General features: G+C 66.9%; 16 protein-coding genes. All 16 read right to left on the bottom strand.

What is annotated here, in order from left to right:
• Window positions 1-259: 259 nt before the first annotated feature.
• Window positions 260-1,186, bottom strand: a complete 927-nt coding sequence (locus tag BW990_RS07465; RefSeq protein WP_234990186.1) for a CE1 family esterase — start codon at window positions 1,184-1,186, stop codon at window positions 260-262.
• Window positions 1,183-3,063 carry a glucans biosynthesis glucosyltransferase MdoH gene (gene mdoH, locus BW990_RS07460; RefSeq protein WP_076447115.1) on the bottom strand — a complete coding sequence of 627 codons (1,881 nt, stop codon included), beginning with the start codon at window positions 3,061-3,063 and terminating at the stop codon, window positions 1,183-1,185. Before mdoH ends, BW990_RS07465 begins: the two co-directional genes overlap by 4 nt.
• Window positions 3,060-4,595 carry an OpgD/OpgG family glucan biosynthesis protein gene (locus tag BW990_RS07455; RefSeq protein WP_076446596.1) on the bottom strand — a complete coding sequence of 512 codons (1,536 nt, stop codon included), beginning with the start codon at window positions 4,593-4,595 and terminating at the stop codon, window positions 3,060-3,062. The genes mdoH and BW990_RS07455 overlap by 4 nt, the downstream gene beginning before the upstream one ends.
• A gap of 6 nt (window positions 4,596-4,601) precedes the next feature.
• Window positions 4,602-5,810, bottom strand: coding sequence for an OpgC family protein (locus BW990_RS07450; RefSeq protein WP_076446594.1), 1,209 nt, complete (start codon window positions 5,808-5,810; stop codon window positions 4,602-4,604).
• Between the two features lie 24 nt (window positions 5,811-5,834).
• Window positions 5,835-7,196 (bottom strand): tetratricopeptide repeat protein, encoded by a 1,362-nt coding sequence (locus BW990_RS07445; RefSeq protein ID WP_076447113.1) that lies wholly within the window; start codon window positions 7,194-7,196, stop codon window positions 5,835-5,837.
• Between the two features lie 112 nt (window positions 7,197-7,308).
• On the bottom strand, window positions 7,309-8,523 hold the full coding sequence (locus BW990_RS07440) for a CaiB/BaiF CoA transferase family protein (RefSeq protein WP_076446592.1): 1,215 nt from the start codon (window positions 8,521-8,523) through the stop codon (window positions 7,309-7,311).
• Window positions 8,507-10,120 carry a thiamine pyrophosphate-binding protein gene (locus BW990_RS07435; RefSeq protein WP_076446590.1) on the bottom strand — a complete coding sequence of 538 codons (1,614 nt, stop codon included), beginning with the start codon at window positions 10,118-10,120 and terminating at the stop codon, window positions 8,507-8,509. The genes BW990_RS07440 and BW990_RS07435 overlap by 17 nt, the downstream gene beginning before the upstream one ends.
• A gap of 181 nt (window positions 10,121-10,301) precedes the next feature.
• A complete protein-coding gene (locus BW990_RS07430; RefSeq protein ID WP_076446588.1) occupies window positions 10,302-11,303 on the bottom strand; it encodes an ABC transporter substrate-binding protein in 1,002 nt (333 codons plus the stop codon).
• Window positions 11,304-11,343: 40 nt separating this feature from the next.
• The gene (locus BW990_RS07425; protein ID WP_076446583.1) at window positions 11,344-12,189 is read right to left on the bottom strand and encodes an ABC transporter permease; all 846 of its coding nucleotides are present in this window, start codon (window positions 12,187-12,189) and stop codon (window positions 11,344-11,346) included.
• 43 nt (window positions 12,190-12,232) lie between these two features.
• On the bottom strand, window positions 12,233-13,234 hold the full coding sequence (locus tag BW990_RS07420; RefSeq protein ID WP_083950509.1) for an ABC transporter permease: 1,002 nt from the start codon (window positions 13,232-13,234) through the stop codon (window positions 12,233-12,235).
• The gene (locus BW990_RS07415) at window positions 13,231-13,683 is read right to left on the bottom strand and encodes a GNAT family N-acetyltransferase (protein WP_076446581.1); all 453 of its coding nucleotides are present in this window, start codon (window positions 13,681-13,683) and stop codon (window positions 13,231-13,233) included. The genes BW990_RS07420 and BW990_RS07415 overlap by 4 nt, the downstream gene beginning before the upstream one ends.
• Window positions 13,680-14,462, bottom strand: coding sequence for an ABC transporter ATP-binding protein (locus BW990_RS07410; protein ID WP_076447109.1), 783 nt, complete (start codon window positions 14,460-14,462; stop codon window positions 13,680-13,682). The genes BW990_RS07415 and BW990_RS07410 overlap by 4 nt, the downstream gene beginning before the upstream one ends.
• Complete coding sequence (locus BW990_RS22210) at window positions 14,450-15,085, bottom strand: hypothetical protein (RefSeq protein ID WP_143526111.1); 636 nt, start codon at window positions 15,083-15,085, stop codon at window positions 14,450-14,452. The genes BW990_RS07410 and BW990_RS22210 overlap by 13 nt, the downstream gene beginning before the upstream one ends.
• 15 nt (window positions 15,086-15,100) lie before the next feature.
• Window positions 15,101-16,561, bottom strand: coding sequence for a dihydropyrimidinase (gene hydA, locus BW990_RS07405; protein WP_076446579.1), 1,461 nt, complete (start codon window positions 16,559-16,561; stop codon window positions 15,101-15,103).
• Window positions 16,561-16,926, bottom strand: a complete 366-nt coding sequence (locus BW990_RS21265) for a hypothetical protein (protein WP_143526110.1) — start codon at window positions 16,924-16,926, stop codon at window positions 16,561-16,563. The genes hydA and BW990_RS21265 overlap by 1 nt, the downstream gene beginning before the upstream one ends.
• Window positions 16,923-18,173, bottom strand: a complete 1,251-nt coding sequence (locus BW990_RS07400; protein ID WP_076446577.1) for a Zn-dependent hydrolase — start codon at window positions 18,171-18,173, stop codon at window positions 16,923-16,925. Before BW990_RS07400 ends, BW990_RS21265 begins: the two co-directional genes overlap by 4 nt.
• Window positions 18,174-18,314: the final 141 nt, after the last annotated feature.

Raw genomic sequence — 18,314 nt, 5'->3', positions numbered from 1 at the left:
GCGTTCAGGCCGCTTTGCGTATCCGGAGTGCTCGCGTCCTGCGCGCTTCCCGCGTGGCGCTCCCGTGCGGATCCATCATCGCGGCGCGATGGATATGCGCCACGTTCTCGTCGAGAAACGGGCGGATCACAAGCGTCCGCAAGGCGGTTTGGCTGCGGGACTGCACGCGTATTGACGTGAAAACAGGCGACGCGGCCCTCCCGGTCCGGGCAATCGGTGCGAAGACATAATCAAGACGAGGCTGAAGGCCCCAAAGACCTCAATCCCCGCCAGCCGCGTCAGCCCGGCGCGGCAGATCGAGCCCCTCGAACCAATCGAGCACCATGCCCGTCCAGCCTTCGGGCACCGCGTGCCCGCCATCGAACAGCGCGAATTCAAGGCTCGCGCCCGCGCGGCAGCTGTCCCAGCCGCGGCGCATATAGGTCGCATCGGCGGCGAACCGGTCGGCTTTCAGCGCGCAGCCATTGGCGCGGCGCCAGACATCCATCGCATACCAGACGTCGCCCTGCGCCACCGCCCCCGGGGCGTCGGGCGCGGGCCCGCGCAACAGCCGCCCCTCGAGCGGGACGACTTGATCGCGCCATCCATGAGTGTGAAACAGCCGCACCGGGCCGTCGCAGTCCGTGGGATGCGGTCGCCAGAAACTGCCCGCCACGGGCGCATAGGCGGCGAATTCTTCAGGCTCGGCGCAGGCCAGATAGCTGGCCATCGATCCGCCGATGGAAAAGCCCGACAGCAGCATCGCCCCGGCCGAAAGGTCGAACCGCCGGGCCGCGTCGTCGCGGACGGCAGCCAGGAACGCGACCTCGTCCCGCGGGCCGGTGCGGTCGGGATGGAACGCCCATGTCCGGCCGTTACGGCCCTGCCGCGGGATGCCGTCGGGCGCGATCACAGCGTAACCCCGCGCGAGCGCCGTCTCCACAACGCCGCGCATGGACAGCGTGCCCTGTCCGCTCGATCCCCATCCGTGCAGGAACATGAGCGCGGCCCCGTCGGCGCGGGGCGCGGACGGCAATTCGATGTGATAGCTGCCGCCCTCCGGCAGCGTGCACGGCTCTGGGGCCTCGGCGCAGCCCGCTTGGGCCATCAGCGGAAAGGACGCGAGACAGGCGGCCAGAGGACCGGCGAGGCGCGACAGGGCGCGCCCCTTCACCCGGGCCAGCGCTGCCCTCCGAAGCGCCGTCACTCCGCGGCCATGGGTGGCGAGGCGGGCGCATCGAGCGCGGCGCGCAGCCGGGCGCGCTCGGCCCGGGCGCGGACCTGCACGCGCGGCTCGCGCAGCGACAGGGGCGTGTCGAGCCGCAGGGGCCGCCAGCGCAGCCCCGAGACGCGCAGCGACGACAGCCGCGACAGCGCAGGCGCGAGGGCGAGGCTCAGCGCGACGGGGGCCAGCCAGAGCGACAGGGCACCCGTCATCATGCCCGCGATCATGCCGAGGCCCAGCAGCACCTCCGCGGCGTGGAAACGCAGGAGCGTGCCCCATGCATAGTGATGCCCGCTACGGGCCTGCCCATCCCAGCGCACCGGGCGGCCCAGGCAGGCGGCGAGCACGGCGATGCTTTGCTGCACCATCAGGATCGGGGCGTAGAGCACCGCCAGCGCGATCTCGAACAGGGTCGTCAACGCGAAGCGCCCGATCCCGCCGTAAAGCCGGATCACCCCCGGAGAGGCCGCGAGAAGTGCCGCTGCCACGATCTTCGGCAAGAGAAGCATGGTGTAGATGAAGGCGAGGAACCACACCCCGTCGATGCGGCTGACGCTGGGCCAGACCGGGTAGAACGGGTTGGCGGGGCTGAAATAGCTGGTCTCGCCCGCGCTCATCGGCAGGAAGGCCGACCACAGCACCAGAAGCGCGAACCACGCGGGCGACAAAAGATAGGCGAACGCGCCCTGCAGCAGGTGAAAGCGCGTGATCGGGTGGAAACCGCGCGCCGCCAGAAGCCGCAGATGCTGCAGGTTGCCCCGGCACCAGCGCCGGTCGCGCAGCACGTAATCCACCAGCGATGCGGGCGTTTCCTCGAACGAGCCGCCGGCCTGCGGCAGAAAGCGCACCGCCCAGCCCGCGCGGCGCAGCATGCCGGCCTCGACGAAATCGTGGCTCAGGATCAGCTCGGACTGGCCGCGCCGTCCGGTCAGGTGCGGCAGCTGCGCGCTCTGGGCGAAGGCGCGGATGCGGATGATCGCGTTATGCCCCCAGTAATTGCCCTCTTTCTGGGACCAGAGCGACAGGCCCTCGGCGGCGAGCCAGCCATAGACCGAGGTCGCGAATTGCTGCATCCGCCCGAACAGCGTCTCGGCGGAGATCAGCACCGGGAAGGACTGGATGAGCCCTGCATCGGGATCGCGCGCCAGCGCATCGGCGAGACGGCGGATGCCCGCACCGGTCATCAAACTGTCGGCATCGAGCACGATCATCGCGTCCCAGGCCGCGCCGTATTCCGCGATCCAGCCGTTGATATTGCCCACCTTGCGGTCGGTATTGGCGTTGCGCCGGCGGTAATGGACGTCGATCCTGCGGTCCGCCTCGCCGCGCAGATGCTGGACCGCGCGCCATTCCTCGGCGGCGATCTCCGGCGATTGCGTGTCCGAGAGGATGAAGAAGGCATAGGTGTCGCGCCGCGGCCCGCATTCCAGCTCGCGCCGCATCGCCGCGACATTGCCCATCACGTCCGAGGGCGTCTCGTTATAGATCGGCACGACAAGCGCGATGCGCTGCGCCGGGCCGCGCCCGCGCGCCTCGCGCCGCCGTCCGAGCCAGAGCCGGATCACCGCCAGCACCACGCCGGTGACCGACAGCGACACCCAGATGAAGGTGAACCCGATGAGAAGCGTCGCCAGCCCCTCACCCCAGGTGAACCCGCCCGCATCGAACCAGCGCACTAGCCCCACGATCAGCGACAGCGTGATCGCCACTGCCGGGCCGAACGCGCCGATGCGCCAGGCGAGGTCGCGTCGGCGGCCCCGCGGCAGCGCATGGTCCTGCGCGCCCGCGCGATCGAAACGCTGCGGCGCCAGATCGAGCGGCGCGCGCGGCGGCATCATCGGATCGAGCGGCCGGGTCATCGCGTCCACCTGTAAAGCCAGACTTCCGACAGGGGCCCGTCCTCGGCGCGCAGCTGCGCCCGCATCTCGACCAGCGTCGCATCGCCCGGATCGAGCGTGAAACCGAGCCGCAGCCCGCCGGTCTGCGGATTGTCCTCGATGATGGGCGCGATGATCGTTCCTTCCGAGGCGCGCACGAGCGGCGTGATCTGCTCCCGCGCCGGGGTCATTCCCGCATCGGGGGCGAAGTCGATGGCAAAGCGGATGCCGCCGCCCCGATCCGCGCCCGCACGCGTGTTGGCGACCGCAAGCCCGGTGCCGTATTCCGTCCGCGCGCCCCAGGTCATGTCATAGGAAAAGGTGCGCGACTGGCCCGGCTCCAGCGGCAGGGCGGGGCGCCAATAGGCGACGATGTTGTCGTAGATCTCGTCATCGGTGGGAATTTCCACCAACGTCACCTCGCCCGCGCCCCAGCCCTCGCGCGGCGCGATCCAGAGCGACGGGCGGCGATGATAAAGCGCCTGCAGATCGCCGAAATCCTCGAAATCACGAGCGCGCTGCATCAGGCCGAAACCCTTGGGGTTCTCGTCGAGAAAGCCGCTGATCTGCAGGTTGCGGGGGTTGGCGAGCGGGCGCCAGATCGTCTCGCCGCCGCCATTCTCGATCAGCAGCCCGTCGGAATCGTGGATGGCCGAGCGGAAATCCGAGAAGCGGTCGCGGTTGGTCTCGTCGAACTGGAACATCGAGGTCAAGGGCGCGACACCCATATGCGTGATCCGCTGGCGGGCGAAGACCTCGGCCTCGACGCCGATCTCCAGCGTGTCGCCGGGCACGATCTCGAACCGGTAGGCGCCGGTCACCGACGGGCCGTCGAGCAGCGCGTGCACCACGATCCGGTCCGACCCGGTCGCGGGCCGCTCCAGCCAGAAATGGCGGAACTCGGGAAATTCCTCACCCCCCGGAGCGGCGGTGTCGATCGCGATCCCGCGCGCCGAAAGCCCGTAAGTCTGCCCGGTGCCGATGCCCCGGAAATAGCTGGCGCCCTGAAAGACGGCGAATTCGGTGTAGATGTCCTGCCGCTCAAGCTCGGCGCGCAGGCGGAAGCCGGAATAGCCCAGCGTGTCGTCGACGGGCAGATCGGGAAACTGGTCGGTCTTGTCGAAAACGCCCATGTCGAAAAGAACCGGCCGCGCCTCTCCGCTCTCCACCACGTCAAGGCGGATCGGCGTCGGAAAGTAGAGGCCCGGCGCGAAAACATCGACCCGAACGGGCGTGTCCGCCTCGCCCTCCCAGAGGGCATTGCGCGCATCGAACCAGATCTTGCGGTACTGATCGTAGCTGATCTCGGTCCATGCCTCGGGGATGCGGGTCGGCGGCTGATAGGGCTCGGACGCCATACGGCGGGCCAGCGCGCCCACATCCGCCGGCGCGAAAGGCGTGCCCTCGCCCAGCTGCAAGCCCGGCTCGGGCGCGTCGCCCGTCGCGGCAGCCGCGCGGGTGGCCGGCCAGGCCGCCAACGCCAGAAGCCCCTGAATGAGTTCGCGTCGCAGCATTGCGGATTATCCCTTCGCCTTGCGCCAGGGCTGGGATTTGAACCACCCCGCCCCGTAGGCCACGGCCACCAGGACCAGCGCGCCTAAGAGGTTAACCAGCAGCATCGACAAGTGGTTCCGGCCGGTGACGTCGAGAACCGCCCCCATGAGCCGCGCGAGGTACATCGAGGTGATGAAAACGGCGAGAGATTGCTGACCCACCTTCATGATGACGGCGAGACTCCGCCGCCAGAGCGCCGCAAGCGCGCCGCCGGTCTCGGAGGGAATCAGCCGCGCGCCGCGCGCACCGACCGCCACCCAGGCGAGATAGGCGAGGGCCAGGAAATGCACGTAGCGCAGCAGCCCGAAATCGGTCTTGGCGATCAGGAGGTCGTACTGCGCCCGCCAGAGCTGCGCGTAATCCCAGGCCCCGATAAGGCGGAAATGCGCGAAAGGCACGGTGCCGAGCACGATCACCAGCGCCAGCACGACCAGCCGCCGGTCGACGGGCGGCGCGGGCAGCCAGCCCGACATCAGCGCAAAACCGGTGAAGAAGATCAGCTGCCAGCCGAACGGGTTGAAGAACCATTCCCGCGCCGACCAGGGCTCGGCCGGGAAATACAGGATGTCGGCCTGCGCGAAGGCCCAGATCGTGATCACCACCAGCGCCGCAAGGCCCCGATGCACCCAGACCAGCGCCACGAAGGCGGGCATCATGGCGAGGATCACGAGATACATCGGCAGGATGTCGAAGTAATTCGGCACGTAGGTCAGCGTCATCAGCCCGATGAGGTTCTGCTCGGGGTTGTTGAAGAACGGATAGAGGTTCAGCTGTCCCACGTAATCGCGTTCGAAGGCGCCCGAGGCGTTGAGCGCGGCCATGGTCATCGCGATGGCGAGAAACAGGCCGATATGGGCCCAGTAGACCTGCCAGCAGCGGAACGCCACGCGGGCGGCACCGAGCCCCCAGCCGCGCTGCGCGAAGACCTTGCCGAAGGCGATGGCCGACGCCATGCCGGAGCAGAACACGAAGATCTCGGTCGCGTCCGAAAAGCCGAACCGCGCCGGGATCCACAGCGCCAGCCAGTTGCCGGGCACATGGGCGATCAGGATGATGAACATCGCGATGCCGCGGAAGAAATCGAGCCGCGGATCGCGGATCGCGGCAGAGGCGGCCACGCTGTGATCCTTCGCGGGTTGGCTTCGGGCGGTCAATGTCGGGTCTGCAAGGCTCATTGGAATGCGGAGGTCCTGACCGGTTTATTGCGCAGCGTAAAGGGCGGCGTTGCGGCGGGCCTCGGCGATGGCGGCGCCGCGGCTCTCGGCGAAGCGATCCGGGCGGCCCGCGCGCAGCGCTGTGCGCTCGGACAGGATCGCCGCCGCTGCATCGAGGGCGCCCGCGCGAACGCCCGCATCGACCGTGATCCGTTCGAACACGTCGCGTTGCGCGTGGCTGCCGCCGATGCCGCGCATGTGGTGGCGCGCAGCCCGCAGATCGGCGAAGGCGGGCGCATATTGCCCCTCTCCGAAGGCCGCGAGGCCGCGGGCGGCCAATTCGCCGGGATGCGCCGCGATGCGCGCGGTCTCCGGCGTGCCCGCGCCGCTCTTGGCAACCCGCGCCGCGAGCCGCCGCGCGGCATCGGGCCGGCCGTCTCCGGACAGGGCCAGCATGTAATGCAGATCGGCGAAGACGAGACAGGCATCCGACAGCCGCGCCTCGGCCAGATCCGCAAGTTCCGCCCAGCGTCCGCCACAGGCCACGCCCTCGAGCTCGAGCCGCATCAGCAGCGAGGTCGCGTTCGAGATGTCGCGGTAATCGTCGGTCTTGTCGGCGCGGATCCGGTCGTCGTAAAGCGCCAGCACCCGGTCGACCTCGCCCCGGTCGAGATGCAGCAGCGCCTTGTGCCACCAGACATGGTAGCGGAAATTGTTGCAGTGATCCCAGGCGCGCCGGTTCTCCTCGATAAGCGCGATGCCTTGATCGGGCCGGTGCGTCATGTCGTGGACATGGGCCACCGCGTGCAGCCCCCAGGCGTCGTCCGGCGCAAGCGCGAGCCCGGCGCGCCCGGCCCGTTCGGCCGCCGCGTAGGCGCCCGTTTCCTCCAGCGCGAAGGCATGGCAGCCAAGCGCGAAGCCCCGCAGCGGATGATCCTCGCCATGGGCGGCCAGCGCACTTTCGACCGAGAGCCGCATGCCCGGCGCATCGCCGAGGATGAAGCGGATGCCATGCACGATCTTCAGCGTCAGCGTGTCGGCGGGGTTGCGGGCGAGCACCCGGTCGAGATGGAAAACCGCGCCCGAAGGATGCCCTTCGAGCCACGCGGACAGGGCACTGGCATAGGCGCGGGCGCGTTCGGGCGCCGCGCCCTCTTCGAGCAGGACGGCGACCTGCCGCGACACGTCCTGCGCCGCGGCCACCATCTCGCGCCGTCCCAGCATCAGGCAGAACAGCCCCTTGGCCGATTGCGCCAGCACCGATCCCGGCGACAGGCGCAGCACCTCCGCCAGGTGATCGGGCGCGCTCTGGCCATGGGCCAGGAAGGCACGGATCATCGCGTTCCATGCAGGCATCGCCGCGGGATCGTCGAAATCGGTTTCGGCGTTGCATGTGTCCAGTGTCATCGATTGTCCCGCATCGCTGTTCATCTCTGGCGTCACCCTATTGCCGGGCGCCCCCTCGAGCAGGTCACATAGCTGGCAAGACGCGGATTTGTGAAATCGCCTTGAGCGGAGATCAGCCGCGGTTTCGGCGAAGGATGGCCGAACGCAGGAGATCGAGCGCGGCGGCGCTGTCCTGTCCCATGCGCGGCGGGGGCGTGCGATACTGCACCGGTGTCTGGGAAAACTTCAACGGATTTCCAAGCAGTTGCACCGATTCCTTGATGCATTCCGGATGCGCCATTTCCACCACCGCACCGCGTGCCCGCGCCTGATCGGACGTGAGCGCTTCCGCGACGTTATGGATCGGTCCCGCCGGCACGGTTTCGCCGGCGAGGCGCTCAAGGATGTCGCATTGTGCCAGCGGCGCGAGGATTTCTGTAATAATTGTCGTGAGATCCGCGCGGTTCTTCAGCCGGGCGGGATTCGTTGCGAAGCGCGGATCCCCCGCGAGGTCGGGCCGGCCCAACGCTCCGGCGAAGCGGGCGAATTGACCGTCATTGCCCACCGCGAGGATCACATGCCCATCGGCGCAGGCGAAGACGTCGTAGGGCGCGATGTTGGGATGCGCGTTGCCGCGCCGTTCGGGCACCGTGCCGGAGGTGAGGAAATTCGTGCCCTCGTTGATGAGCCAGGCCATCTGCGCATCGACCAGCGCCAGATCGATATGCTGGCCCTGCCCCGTGCGGTCACGGTGGCGCAGCGCCGCGAGGATGCCGACCGTCGCGTACATGCCGCACATCACGTCGGCGATGCCCACTCCGACCTTCATCGGCGGGCCGTCCGGGGCACCGGTCAGCGACATGATGCCCCCATATCCCTGCGCCATCAGATCGTAGCCCGCCAGATGGCGGTTCGGCCCGGTCTGCCCGAAACCCGAGATCGAGCAATAGACCAGATCGGGCCGCGCGGCGCAGAGCGTATCGGCATCGAGGCCGTATTTCGCCAGACCGCCGGGTTTGAAATTCTCGATCACCACGTCCGCCTGCATGGCGATCTCGCGCACCAGCGCCGCGCCCGCCTCGGACGCGATATCCGCGGCGATGGAATGCTTGTTGCGGTTGGCGGCCATGAAATAGGCCGAGAGGTCGCTCTGCCCGTCCCGGGTCTCCGCATAGGGCGGCCCCCAGGCGCGGGTGTCGTCGCCGCCCGTGCCGGGGTTCTCGATCTTCAGGATCGTGGCGCCCAGATCGCCCATCAGCTGCGTGGCCGTGGGCCCGGCAAGGATGCGCGTGAGGTCGCAGACGATCAGCCCGTCAAGCGCGCCCGGGCGGTCAGAGGCGTCCGTCATAGGCCCTCCGGTCGATCTCGGCGGCTATCACGGTGAAGGTCCGCGCCGCAAGCGCGTCGGTCAGCACAGCCTCCAGCCCGGCGCGGTCCGACACGTGCGCACCCTGCCCGCCCATCGCGCGCGCAAGGCCCGCGAAATCCGTGCCGCCGAAATCGACGCCAGTATTGGCAAGCTGCCGCTGGCGCTGCTTGAGTTCGATGAGCGCAAGCGACCGGTCGACGAAGACGACGAAGATCGGGGCCACGCCCATTTCCGCCGCGGTGGCCAGTTCGCCCGCGACCATGAGGAAGCCCGCATCGCCCGAGAAGCTGACGACCGGCGCTTCGGGGGCGGCGAGTTTCAGCCCGATGGCCAGCGGCACGGCGCAACCCATCGTGCAAAGGCCCGAGGATTGCACCAGCCCGCGCGGGGCGTGACAGCGCCACATCTGCGACAGAAGGATGCGATGCGCGCCGCTGTCGGCGGTGGCGCGGGTGTCGCGCGGCAGAACGCGGCGGCAGGTGTCGATCACGACGCCGGGGCCCCAGTCGGGTTCGGGCGCGAAGGCCTCCGCCAGTGCCGCCTGCACCTCGGCGATACGGCTTCCCCAGCCGGTCGCGGTCGGCGCGCCCCCGGTCAGGGCGGCGAGGCTCGGGCCCACATGGCCCAGCACGTTCACGCTGCCCTGATGCATGTAATGGGTGTTGGGTGCGGCGGCGATGTCGATCACGATCTGGCCGTCGGGATCGAAGGCATCCTGCCAGCCGGGCCGCATCTCGATGGGATCGTACCCCGCCAGCAGCACCACATCCGCCTCGCGCACAAGCGGCAGAAGATGCGTATCGGCCTTGGGCGACAACCCCGCCCCGCCAAGGGCCAGCGGATGATCCTCGTCGATGAGCCCCTTGCCCTTGTAGGCGGTGATGACCGGCGCGTTGAGCGTCTCGGCCGCAGCCCGGATCGCATCGGCGGCGCCCTCATTGACCGCATCGACCCCGGCGACGATCAGCGGGCGCTTGGCCTCGGCCAAAGCCCGGCGTGCCGCGTCCAGATCCGCACCCGGCGCGGGGGCCAGCGGCATGGCGGCGCGGCGGCGCAGGGCGGGTGCGGCTTTCGCGGGCGCATCGGCCACGGCGATGGGCAGGTCGATATGCACCGGACCCGGGCGCCCGTCCGTGGCGATCGCCAGCGCCTTGTCGACGATCACCTCGGCGGCGCCGGGGACCATCGTGAAACTCGCCTTGCACACCGTGCCGAAGACCGCGCGCTGGTCCAGCACCTGGTGCGTGTAACGCGCCGCCGTATCGGCATCGATGGCGCCGGTGACGACGATCATCGGCACGCGGTCCTGCCGCGCGTTCTCCACCACGTTCACCGCGTTGAGCGCGCCGGGTCCGACCGTGGCCACCAGAAGCGCGGGCGCGCCGTCGACGTGATGCACACCCTCGGCCATGAACCCGCCGGCGTTTTCATGCTTCACGAGATGGAAGGCAATGCCCGCCTGATGCAGCGCATCGAGCAGCGTCAGAACCTCGCCGCCGGGCATGCCGAAGGCGTGGCGGCACCCGGCATCGTGCAGGCGACGCGCGAGGATATCGGCGGTGCGGGTGTCGGACATGGGGCCTCCGGATTGCTCAGCCCGACGAGAGGCGAGCAGCGCCGCAATGGCAAGGCCCCGGGCAACAAAGCCGCGCGAGGGGGCTGTAACATGCCGATGGATGCGGGGGGGCAGACACGAAAGACCGCCGCGCGGGACGTCCCGCGCGGCGGCCATGCAGTCTTTGCCCGGATGGACGGGATCAGTTCAGTGCCTGATCCGTGATCTGGTGCGTCCAGGCGCCCTCGGGCTCCTGGGTGATCGCCGGGTTGTCCTCGGAGATGTCAGACAGCAGCGTCGCAACGGTCTGTTCGTAATCCGCCGGATCGAGAGCGCCGTTGGAGCCCGCGGTCAGCTTGGCCACCTCGCCCATCATGTAGGTCTGGTGATCGAGCGTCTGCGCCCCGGTCATGTCGTTGTCGACGACGATCTGCGCGGCCTCCTCGGGGTTCTCCTCGGCGTATTTCCAGCCCTTCATCGAGGCCCGCACGAAGCGCACCATCTTGTCCTCGAAGGCAGGATCGGCGAGGTCTTCCTCGAGCACGTAGAGCCCGTCCTCGAGCATGCCGACGCCCTGTTCGAGATAGTTGAAATTGGCCAGCTCTTCCGGCGCATAGCCGGCATCCAACACCTGGCCGTATTCGTTATAGGTCATGGTCGAGATGCAATCGGCCTGCCCCTGCAGGAGCGGATCGACGTTGAAGGCCTGCTTCAGCACCGTGACGCCGTTCTCGTCCGCGCCGTCTGTCTCGATGCCGAGCTGCGCCATCCAGGCGTAGAACGGATATTCGTTGCCGAAGAACCAGACGCCCAGCGTGCGGCCCGGGAAATCGTCCGGGCTCTCGACGCCGGTGGACTTGAGGCAGGTCAGCTGCAGCCCGCCCGTGGCGAAGGGCTGTGCGATGTTCACGAGCGGCACGCCGCGTTCCCGCGCGGCAAGGCCCGCGGCCATCCAGGTCACCATCACGTCGGCCCCGCCGCCCGCGATCACCTGCTCGGGCGCGATGTCCGGCCCGCCCGGCTTGATCTCGACGTCGAGACCTTCTTCCTCGTAATACCCCTTGGCCTCGGCCACGTAATAGCCCGCGAACTGGGCCTGGGTGACCCATTTCAGCTGCAAGGTGACTTCGTCCAGATCCTGGGCCTGGACGGCAGGCGCCATCATCCCCAGGGCCGCAGCCGCACCGATAAGTGTCTTCTTCATGTAGTACCTCCATGTGGGTCCCGGCTTCTCGCCCGACGTCTCAGCGTCGATGCGACGGGTGCCAGAACGTGACCCGTTTTTCGAGGGCGGCGACCGCGCCGTAGAACAGCGTGCCGGCCAGCGCCGCCACGACAATCTCCGCCCAGACCATGTCGAGCGCAAGCTGCCCCACCGAGGTCGAGATGCGAAATCCGACCCCCATGATCGGGGAGCCGAAGAATTCCGCAACGATGGCGCCGATCAGCGCCAGCGTGGTGGAAATCTTCAAGCCGTTGAAGATGAAGGGCATCGCGGCGGGCAGGCGCAGCTTGATCAATGTCTGCAGGTAGCTGGCCCCGTAGGTGCGCATGAGGTCGCGCTGCATGGCTGCAGTATCCTGCAGCCCCGCCACCGTGTTCACCAGCATCGGGAAGAAGACCATCACCACGACCACCGCCGCCTTCGACTGCCAGTCGAAGCCGAACCACATCACGAGGATGGGCGCGGTGCCGACGATGGGCAGCGCGGCCATGAAATTGCCCACGGGCAGGATGCCCCGGCGCAGGAACTCCGTCCGGTCCGCGAGGATCGCCACCGCGAAGGCCGCCGCACAGCCCATGGCGAAGCCCGACAGCGCGCCCTTGACGAAGGTCTGCACGAAATCCTGCCAGAGCAGGTCGATTTGCGCCGCGAAGGTCGCGGCGATCGCGGTGGGCGCGGGCAGGATCACGCCCGGCACGTCGAGGCCCCGCACCACCAGCTCCCATATGCCCAGAAGCGTCAGGCCGAAGATGATCGGCACGGCAAGCTGCGCCGCGCGGGTCTGCGCGACGGGGCCCGTGGCCAGCCGCACGTTCAGCATCCATCCCGCCGCCCAAAGGGCCAGCGCCATCGCGATCAGGCCCATGCCGCGCCCCCTGTCTTGCCTCTTTGCAAATACGCAAACGCCCTCATCGCCGCATGCCCATCCGGCCGAGCAGCGCGCGTTCGATCATGCCGATGAGGCCCACGCAAAGCGCCGCGAGGATCGCAGCCGCAAAGAGCGCCGACCAGATCTGCACGGTTTGCCCGTAATAGCTGCCCGCCAGCAGCCGCGCGCCCAGCCCAGCGGTCGCCCCGGTGGGCAACTCGCCCACGATCGCGCCGATGAGCGCCGCGGCGAAGCCGATCTTGAGCGAGGCGAAGAGATAGGGCGTCGAGGCGGGCAAGCGCAGCTTCCAGAACGTCTCGGGCTTGCTGGCCCCGTAGGTCGCCAGGAGATCGAGTTGCATCGCATCGGGCGAACGCAACCCCTTCACCATGCCGACGATCACCGGGAAGAACGAGAGATATGCCGAGATCACCGCCTTGGGCACCAGCCCCTGGATGCCGATGGAATAGAGCACGACGATGATCATCGGCGCGATGGCGATGATCGGGATGGTCTGGCTGACGATGGCCCAGGGCATCACCGACATGTCCATGACGCGGGAATGCACGATCCCCACGGCCAGCAGGATGCCGAGGCCCGTGCCGATCAGAAACCCGAGGCCCGTGGCCGACAGCGTCACCCAGGCATGGTAGATCAGGCTGCGCGGGGATGTGGGCGCGATTCGCGCGGTGGAATTCCAAAGCTCTGCCGCGACCTGGTGCGGCGCGGGCAGCCGCGCGCGCTCCTGGCTGTAGGCCCCCTCGAACGCGATGCCGGGATTGCCCAGGGCCAGCGCGAGCCCACCCATCTGTCGGCGCTCGGCGGGGCTTTCCGGGCTGACCACGGCGCCCGCACGCGACGCGTCGAGGACCGATTGCGCGGCGTTCATGGGAATGCAGGCAAGATACCAAAAGGCAATGAGCGCCGCCACGACGGTCAGCACCGGGGCAAGCCCGCCCGCCAGCGCGCGCGAGAAGAGCGCCACGCGGCCCGACCGGCCGACCCCCGCCCCCTGCCCCGCGATGGGCGCGGTGTCGCTCATGCCGCGCGCTCCCAGGTCAGCAGAACGTCCGGCAGGCGCTCGTCATTGTCTCCATCGGTCCGGCGGACTTCCTTGAACCCCTCGCGGGCATAGAAGCGCCGCGCGCCCTCATTCGCAACGAAGGTCCAGAGGCGCAGCGCGTCTGCCTGCGTTCGGGCGGCTTCCAGCAGACGCCGTCCGATGCCTCGGCCCGGCTGCGCGCAATAGAGATCCGTGATGAGCCCTGCCTCTTCCTCGAGCGCGAGAAATCCCGAAACCGTCCCAAAGGTGCCACGGCGCGCCACTTTCGCCAGCCGTTTCGGCAGGACATGCCTGCGGTAATAGTCCACCACCGCGGCTCTCGTATGGATCCGGGGCATCCAGTCGGTCCTGTCGATCCAATCGTTGACGATGGCCGCACAGCCTGCCGCATCGTCCGGCTCAGCGGTTTCGACGGTCACGGGCGTCATGCCGCCTCCATGCCCGCGCGCAGCCCTTCGCGGACGCGGTGGGCGATCTCGATGAACTCGCGGCTGTCGCGGATATCGAGCGGGCGTTCTTTCGGCAGCGGACTGTCGATCACGTCCGAGATCCGGCCCGGACGCGGCGACATCACCACGATCTTGGTCGAGAGATAAACCGCCTCGGGGATCGAATGGGTGACGAAGAGCATGGTCTTTTCCGTCCGCGCCCAGAGGCGCAGAAGCTCCTCGTTGAGCCGGTCGCGCACGATCTCGTCGAGCGCGCCGAAGGGCTCGTCCATCAAGAGGATATCCGCGTCGAAGCTGAGCGCGCGGGCGATCGAGGCGCGCTGCTGCATGCCGCCCGAGAGCTGCCAGGGATATTTCTGCTCGAACCCGGCCAGGTCCACGAGCTCCAGCGTCTCCTTCACCCGCCGGTCCTTTTCGGCCGCCGAATAGCCCATGATCTCAAGCGGCAGCCGGATATTCCCGCCGATGGTGCGCCAGGGATAAAGCCCCGCCGCCTGGAACACGTAGCCATAGGCCCGCGCGCGGCGGGCCTCGTCGGGCGTCATGCCATCGACGGTAAGCGTGCCGCCCGTCGGCGTCTCCAGCCCCGCCACGCAGCGCAGAAAGGTGGTCTTGCCGCAGCCCGAAGGCCCGATGAAGGACACGAATTCGCCCTTCGAGACATCGAGGTTCACGTCCTTCAGCGCATGAACCGGACCGTCATTGGTCTGGAAAGTGAGATTGAGGTCTTTCGCGGAGATTATTGTCACTGCATCCAGTCTTTCCCGAAGAGATCGGACAAGCCTTGTTCCGATGCCGGTCTGTCGATGATCGCAAAGCGCGAAAGGTGCGGAAGTCCAATATGGATTCCGCCATCGAAAATGTTTCTGAAACCTTTGACGGTGCCCCATCCGAGGGAAGCGCGCATATCAGGTTTGCCCCCAAGAACCCGGCAGATTCTACGATTCACCACGGCCCCCATTGTGATCACCAGGCGTGGCTTGGCCTGAGCAAGGATGCTTGTCCACAGTGCTTCTCCATAGGCCAAGGCCGCGCGCTTGTTCTTGAGGCTTGCCCAAGATTTCGAGCGAAAGGGGACGAGGTTGCCAGACAAAACGTCTCTCGGGGACGCGTCCAATTTCCGAAAGAGTGCCAAGACCTGTTTTTGAAGCGGCGCTTGGCCTGGACAATACCCCGCCCAACTCTCGATCTCGTAAGCACTCCCGTTCTCCACAGAATACCTGGCGTGGCCCGGTTCATCACGGCTGCCACCCGGATTCAGGCCAATGAAGGCGATCTTTTCACCTGACATTGCTTTTTTGGGGCCAGCCAGCAACCGCCAGCCCAAGCTGTTTCCGCATTCTGCATAGCGCGCTGCGATTGCGCTCTCGCTTATATCCACCCGCAAAGCGCCGCCTCAAATCCCGGCCGGAATGTTCATCGGATCGCGCTGGATCATCTTGGGCGCGGTGAGCGCCTTCCATTTCGACAGCGCCGTATGGGCCGAGGGGAAGGCCGGGCGCGGCACGAAGCGGCCCCGTCCGGGCTGCGGCTGGCTGTTCTGGCCCCAGGCCCAGATCACCTCGCCGCGCGAGAGCGTGTAGCGCGGCTGGGCTTTGACCTCGAAGCCCTCGAACACGTTGTAATCGAGGATCGAATGGTGGTTCGAGGCGCTGATCGTCTTGGTGATGGACGGATCCCAGACGACGATGTCCGCGTCCGCCCCCTCCACGAGCGCGCCCTTCTTGGGGTAGATGTTGAGGATCTTCGCCACGTTGGAGGAGGTCACGGCGACGAACTCGTTCATGGTCAGCCGGCCCGTCTCGACCCCCGCGGTCCAAAGGACACCCATGCGTTCCTCGACCCCATTGGAGCCGTTGGGGATCTTGGTGAAATCCCCCACGCCCATGCGCTTCTGCTCGGACGAGAAGGCGGCGTGGTCGGTCGCCACCACCTGCAGGCTGCCCGCCTGAAGCCCCGCCCAGAGCCCGTCCTGATGCTCTTTCGAGCGGAAGGGCGGCGACATCACGCGGCGCGCGGCGTGGTCCCAATCCTTGTTGAAATACTCGCTCTCATCGAGCGTCAGGAACTGCGCCAGCGGCTCGCCGTAGACGCGCATGCCCTTCTGGCGCGCGCGGCGGATCGCTTCGTGCGCCTGCTCGCAGGAGACATGCACGATATAAAGCGGCACGCCCGCCGCATCGGCGATCATGATGGCGCGGTTGGCGGCCTCGCCCTCGACCTCCGGCGGGCGCGAATAGGCGTGCCCCTCGGGCCCGGTGATGCCCTTCTCGAGCATTTCCTGCTGCAGATCGGCGACGATATCGCCGTTCTCCGCATGCACCATGGGCAGCGCGCCCAGTTCCTTGCAGCGCTTGAACGAGGCGAACATCTCGTCATCCTCGATCATCAGCGCGCCCTTGTAGGCCATGAAATGCTTGAAGGAATTGACGCCCATATCGACGGCGTCCTTCATCTCGTTGAAGATCGTCTCGTTCCAGCCGGTGATCGCCATGTGATAGCCGATATCGGAACAGATCTGCGGCGCGGATTTGCGGTGCCATTCCTGGATCGCATTCTTGATCGAGCCATCCGCGCCGGGCAGGCAGAAATCGACAAGCATCGTGGTGCCGCCGCAGGCTGCGGCCCAGGTTCCGGTCTCGAAGGTCTCGGCGGCAGTGGTGCCCATGAAGGGCATCTCCAGATGCGTGTGCGGGTCGATGCCGCCAGGGATCACATAGGCCCCTTCGGCGTCGATATATTCGTCGCCCTTGAGGTCCTCGCCGATACGGGAAATGGTTTCGCCCTCGATCAGGACGTCCGCTTTCCAGGTGCGGTCGGCGGTGACGATTGTGCCGTTCTTGATAACCTTGGACACTATTTCGATTCCTTTTCGGCTATGGGGAGCAAGTCGTCGATTGGATCAAGCGGCCCTTCATTTTTAGGGTGTCGACGATTTTTTATCGTCGGAGCGGTAAAATAGACTGGCACTTCGAAAGAGATACGGTTTGCAGTTTCCTGGGCGTGCTTTCCCTTCAGCTCGCCTAGAGAAAACACTGAAATTCCACCCCCGCCTTCAGAATTCACCGTAACCGCCACCTCGAAAGATACCGTTTGTTGAGCATCTTGCCTGTCTCCATTGACGTATCCAGGCGCGATGTAGAGCAGCGCATCTTCCTGAGCGTCTGCAACGCCCTTTGTGATATCAATGAGCGTCTGCTTCACGAACTCATCCAGTTTCACTCCACGATCTCCGCCGTCTCCACCACCGCATGCATCAGCACATCCGCGCCCGCTGCCGCCCAGTCCTTGGAAATCTCCTCGGCCTCGTTATGGCTAAGACCGTCCACGCAGGGGCACATGATCATCGCCGTGGGCGCGACCTGGTTGATCCAGCAGGCATCGTGACCCGCGCCCGAGATGATGTCGCGATGCGAATAGCCCAGCCGCTCGGCAGCAGCGCGCACCGCCGTGACGCAGCCAGCATCGAAGGTCACGGGATCGAATCCACCCACTTTCTCGAATTCGATCTCGAGCCCCATGTCGTCGGCGATCTTCTGGGCCTCGATGCGCAGACGCGTCTCCATGTCCTCGATCACCGCAAGCTCGGGCGAGCGGAAATCGACGGTGAAGACGACCTTGCCCGGGATCACGTTGCGCGAATTGGGATAGACGTCGATATGGCCCGCGGCCCCCACCGCGTGAGGTGCGTGCGACCAGGCGATTTCTTCGACCTTCTCCAGGATGCGCGCCATGCCGAGGCCTGCGTTCTTGCGCATCGGCATCGGGGTGGAACCGGTATGCGCGTCCTTGCCGGTCACGGTGATCTGGGTCCAGCTGAGCCCCTGCCCATGCGTCACGACGCCGATATCCTTTTCCTCGGCCTCGAGGATCGGGCCCTGTTCGATATGCAGTTCGAAGAAGGCGTGCATCTTGCGCGCACCCACCTCTTCGTCGCCCTTCCAACCGATGCGTTCCAGCTCACCGCCGAAGGTCTTGCCCGCGGCGTCGGTGCGCGCGTAAGCCCAATCCTGATCGTGAATGCCCGCAAAGACGCCGGAGGACAGCATGGCCGGTGCGAAGCGCGTGCCCTCTTCGTTGGTGAAATTGGTGACCACGATCGGGTGCTTGGTCTTGATGCCCAGATCGTTCAGCGTGCGCAGGATCTCGAGCCCGCCGAGGACCCCCAGTACACCGTCGTATTTGCCGCCCGTGGGCTGCGTGTCGAGATGGCTGCCCACATAGACCGGCAGCGCCTCGGATTCGGTGCCCTCGCGCCGCGCGAACATGTTGCCCATCTGGTCGAGCCCCATCGTGCAACCGGCCGCTTCGCACCAGGACTGGAACAGCGCGCGGCCTTCGGCATCGGCATCGGTCAGCGTCTGGCGGTTGTTGCCCCCTGCGACGCCGGGGCCGATCTTGGCCATCTCCATCAGGCTGTCCCACAGCCTGTCACCGTTGATCCTGAGATTTTCGCCCGGTGCCGCCATATCCTGCCCCTGTCGATCTGCCGCGGAGCGCTTGACCGCACCCCGTCTGGTTTTTTACCATTTGGTCAAGTCACGATTGCAACCGTCTGCCCCCCTGTCAAGCGGCGGCGCCCGTCTCTTCTTCCCGGAACGTCGTGCCGG

The organism is Roseivivax lentus (assembly GCF_900156805.1).
Classification (GTDB): Bacteria; Pseudomonadota; Alphaproteobacteria; order Rhodobacterales; family Rhodobacteraceae; genus Roseivivax; species Roseivivax lentus.
This window is presented reverse-complemented; position numbering and strand designations above follow the sequence as displayed.